Source organism: Coprobacter sp. (assembly GCF_982436375.1).
Window position 1 is genome coordinate 1 of record NZ_CEWDCG010000208.1, and the last position, 4,927, is coordinate 4,927.

A 4,927-nucleotide genomic window follows, 5' to 3' on the forward strand; every position below is an offset into this window, starting at 1 on the left:
CATCTCGACAACCAATCTTCGTTAACCTTAAATCTAATACCATGAAAAACACATTGCAAATGTACGAACATTATTTATATATGCAATACTGTTATTCTACAAAATGCGATATATTAACTACAATTAACTAATAATATATCCACAAAGCTTTTACAAAACTTTTTTTTACAAAAATTTCTCCCTTTATCCAATATATTAAGCCATCCGATTTTTATAATCGTCATAAGTATAGGTACGCCATATTTTCAATTCTTCATCCTTTGTCCATAATGCTAACGCCGGATGTGGAATGCCGTTGAACATATTCGTTTTGACAATTGTATAATGAATCATATCCTCAAACACGATCTTATCACCTACTTTCAATTCTTTATCGAACGACCAATCTCCCATATAATCTCCACTCAAGCAAGAATTTCCTCCTAAACGATATGTCGGTTTTCCCGGAACAGGATCTGTCGCTCCACGAACGACCGGTTTATACGGCATCTCCAAGCAATCAGGCATGTGACACGTAAATGAAACATCCAAAATTGCGGTTTTTATTCCGTGATTTTCAACAATATCTACAACAGAAGAGACCAAAATCCCGGTCTGCCAAGCAAATGCACTACCCGGTTCCATAATAATTTCCAAATTGGGATGTCGTTCTTTGAAAGCTTTCAATACACCTATCAAATGCTCTACATTATAATCCTTTCGAGTCATTAGATGTCCGCCCCCCATATTCAACCATTTAACCTGTGACAGTAAATGTCCGAATTTTTTTTCTACCTGTTCCAATGTTTTTTCTAAATCATACGATGACGATTCACAAAGTGTATGAAAATGCAAACCTTCGACTCCCTGCGGCAATACGTCACCTAATATAGAAGCTACAATTCCCAATCGAGAACCGGGAGCACACGGATTATAAAGATCTGTCTCTACATCCGAATATTCAGGATTGATGCGTAATCCGCAAGATATTTTATTCCCGGCAGCTAAAATTTGAGGATAAAAATGCTGAAACTGGCTGAGAGAATTGAATGTTATATGACTGCTATAACTCATAATAGCCGGAAAATCGGCATCGGTATATGCCGGAGAATAAGTATGAGCAGGACTTCCCATTTCTTCATAAGCCAACCGGGCTTCGAATACGGAACTTGCCGTTGAATACGGAATATATTCCCGTACAATGGGAAATGCTTTCCATAAAGCAAACGCCTTAAACGCCAATATGATATTTACTCCCGCACGTTCTTTAACCGAACGGATCAGTTCTAAATTTTTACGAAACAATGCCTCGTCCAACACATAACAAGGCGACGGTATTTTTTCTATATCCATAATCTTATTTTCTATCATTCAACTACGGTAAACTTCGCGAATTTAAGTAGTAATTGTTTCTTACCGACATTTTCAAATTCAACTCCAATTTTAGCATTATCTCCATCTCCTGAAATATCGATAACCTCTCCTTGTCCGAAACGGTCATGCCGGATAATATTTCCTACCCGTATATTCCCGATCTGTTTCAATGTACTCGATGACTCTTTGGAAACAGCTTGTTCCATTCGTGTAAGCGATCTATACTGCTCTGAATTGTAAGGGACAGATTTCCTGACTTTCGAGTTCACAGAGTTCATCAATCCGTCCGACCATTGACGACTACGTACACGACCGAATATATTTCCGGACGAGAAACGATCCACCTCCCGTCTTTCCGGTCTTTCATCGCCATTGAGGGCAGAAGGCAAAGATAAATATCGAGAATCCATGTCTTTAAGAAAACGGCTGGGAGGCATAGCTGTAGGACTTCCGTTGCGATAACGAGTACCCGCATACGAAAGTATGCAATTTTTTTCCGCACGGGTAATCGCGACATAAAGCAGCCGTCTCTCCTCTTCTATTTCCCGTTCACTACTCTTACACATCGCCGACGGAAAGAGGTCTTCTTCAAGACCTACGACAAACACATTCGTAAATTCAAGACCTTTTGATGCGTGAACGGTCATCATCGTAACCTTATCGCTATTTTCCTCTTTATCATTATCCTGATCGGTGGCCAAAGATATTTCATTCAAAAAATCAATTAATGAAACCGACTCATTTCCTTCTTCTTCACGTAAAGAACAAAACTCCTGCACTCCATTCATCAACTCCTGTAAATTTTCTTGACGGCTCAAGTTCTCCGGAGTACGGTCAGAAAATACCGCTGCAAAAATTCCCGACTGTTTGACTATCTGCTCTGCCAGATCAAAAGCATTTTTCTCCTCTGCTGCCTCTCTGAAAGAGTCGATCAACTCTTTGAAATTTTTCAACTTGTCCAATGTGCCGTTATTAACAGAAAGGGCATAAGCGAGAGGATCAGAGACAACCTGCCACAAACTTACGCTATGCTTCGTGGCACATTCACCTATTTTGCGAAGAGTAGTATCTCCTATTCCCCGAGAAGGATAATTGATAATCCGCTTCAAAGCTTCCTCATCATGCGGATTGACTGTCATACGAAAATAGGCGACAATATCTTTAATCTCTTTTCTTTGATAGAATGATAATCCCCCGTATATTTTATAAGGAATATTTTTCTTCCGCAATGCTTCTTCAAAAATTCGGGATTGTGCGTTTGTCCGGTAAAGAATAGCAAAATCGCTATACGAAAATCCCGAAATGGCACGCATTTCGGAAATACGGTTCGCCACCATATATCCCTCTTCAAAATCGGAATACGCATTCAACACAGCAACTTTACTCCCCTCGTCATTATCCGAAAATACATGTTTGGGAATCTGTTCTTTATTTTTTTCGATCAAGCTGTTTGCAGCAGCTACGATCATGCGTGTAGAACGATAATTCTGTTCTAATTTAAATGTCCGGCAACCGGGATAATCTGTCCGCAAATTTAAAATATTGCTGATATTCGCTCCCCGAAACGAATAAATACTTTGCGCATCATCTCCTACCACACATATATGATTGTGATCTTTTGCCAATTGGTGCACAATGAGATGCTGTGCAAAATTGGTGTCTTGATATTCATCTACCAAGATAAACCGAAATATATTTCTGTAATGATCCCGAACATCGGGATGATCCCGAAACAGAATATTGGTATAAAGCAGTAAATCATCAAAATCCATCGCCCCCGCACGAGCACAACGATTCCAATATTCTGTATATATATCTTTTATAAGCGGTTTTTTAGAACGGATATCCGCTTCTATCAACTCTTTTGAAGCCGCATAAGCAACGGGAGTAATCAAAGCGTTCTTTGCATTTGAGATAATAGCTTGGACCGTTGCCGGCTTATACAATTTTTCGTCAAGTCCTCTCTCAACTCCTTTATTGCTTTCATTTAAATCTCTTACTATTCCATCTGGTGACATACCCTTAATAATAGCCTTGATCAAATTACGAGAATCGGCACTATCATAAATTGTAAATTTAGAATCAAAACCGATACGATCGGCATAGGTCCGCAAAATCCGCAAAAACACCGAATGAAAAGTGCCCATCCACAAACGGGATGCAGTATCTTCCCCTACTATTCGGGAAATACGCTCTTTCATCTCCCGTGCCGCTTTATTGGTAAAAGTCAATGCCAATATATTATAAGGAGCGTAGCCTGTTTGCAACAGATATGCAATTTTATAGGTAAGTACACGGGTTTTACCCGATCCTGCACCGGCAATAACAAGTGAAGGACCATCATTGTATAAAACAGCTTCCCGCTGACTTGGATTAAGATCTTTCAAAAACTCTTCCACACTATACATTCTTTTATGCAAATGTAATTATTTTTTTTCCGTTTCACAGAACTTTTACCGACAACGGCTGTTTATTAAGTAAAGCAAATGAAAAAGGGCTTTTCTAACAATAGAATAATACTGACTAAAAAAGCTTTAAGATTTTATTTGCAAAAAAAGATTAAAAAACGAACAATTACAGAACTTTTTCGCTGTTAGTTTGTTTTACTAGTAAACAACGATAAAAAAAATAGAATTATGAAATACGAATTGCCTAAATTACCATACGAATATGACGCATTAGAACCTGTCATCAGTAAAAAAACAATAGAGTTTCACTACGGCAAACATGAACAGACTTATATTAATAATCTGAATAATCTGACTAAGGGTACACCTTATGAAGACACACCGATCGAAACAATTATCAAAGAAGCTGACGGAGCTTTATTCAACAACGCATCTCAAGCATGGAATCATATATTTTACTTTTTCAGTTTTACTCCGCACAAAAGCGAAGGGCCTAAAGGTGCCTTAGCAAAGGCAATCGATGAAAAATGGGGTTCTTTTGAAGCTTTCAAAAAAGCATTTGTCGATGCAGGAGTCGCCCAATTCGGATCAGGTTGGGTATGGCTGGTAAAAGATAAAGATGGCAAGCTGGACATCATTAAAGAAGGAAATGCCGGCAATCCGATGACAAAAGGATATACGCCGCTTCTCACTTTCGATGTCTGGGAACATGCCTATTACCTCGACTACCAAAATCGAAGAGCCGATCATTTGAATGGTCTATGGGATATCATCGATTGGAAAGTAGTTGAAGAAAGATATTGATTAATTCGCACTTTTCAAATAGTCGCGCGTGATGCGTAACTTTTCTAGCACTTTAAAATAAGCATAATGTGATGAATTCTAAAAGAGAGGAATACTACGTGAGTAGTCCCTCTCTTTGCTTTTTTATATATACCTCATTTCGACACAAAACTAAAAAACGTCATTGAAAACAAGTATCAAAAAACATTCGTACAAAATCGAGATAGGTTATAAACAGATTCTATCATTTCACCGAAGAATTATTTTTTGATCGATTTGTTTATCAATATTGAATTATCCTTTCTTTTTGTTTGATTTTTTAATTATTATTTGTTCCTTTGTTTCAAGATTCTTTTGTTTGAGATAATTTTACAAAAAACATC

At 38.0% G+C, this 4,927-nt stretch carries 3 protein-coding genes; 1 reads left to right on the forward strand and 2 read right to left on the reverse strand.

The annotated features are described in order from the left end of the window. Window positions 1-195: 195 nt before the first annotated feature. Both nspC and AC1WHX_RS10395 read right to left on the reverse strand, forming a co-directional pair. Complete coding sequence (nspC, locus tag AC1WHX_RS10390) at window positions 196-1,335, reverse strand: carboxynorspermidine decarboxylase (protein WP_278585529.1); 1,140 nt, start codon at window positions 1,333-1,335, stop codon at window positions 196-198. Window positions 1,336-1,346: 11 nt separating this feature from the next. After that, complete coding sequence (locus AC1WHX_RS10395) at window positions 1,347-3,761, reverse strand: ATP-dependent helicase (protein WP_303115481.1); 2,415 nt, start codon at window positions 3,759-3,761, stop codon at window positions 1,347-1,349. A 228-nt stretch (window positions 3,762-3,989) separates the two neighbouring features. Here AC1WHX_RS10395 and AC1WHX_RS10400 point away from each other — a divergent pair, with 228 nt between their 5' ends. Beyond that, entirely contained in the window at window positions 3,990-4,565 is a 576-nt protein-coding gene (locus AC1WHX_RS10400) for a superoxide dismutase (RefSeq protein WP_009316844.1), read from the forward strand. Window positions 4,566-4,927: the final 362 nt, after the last annotated feature.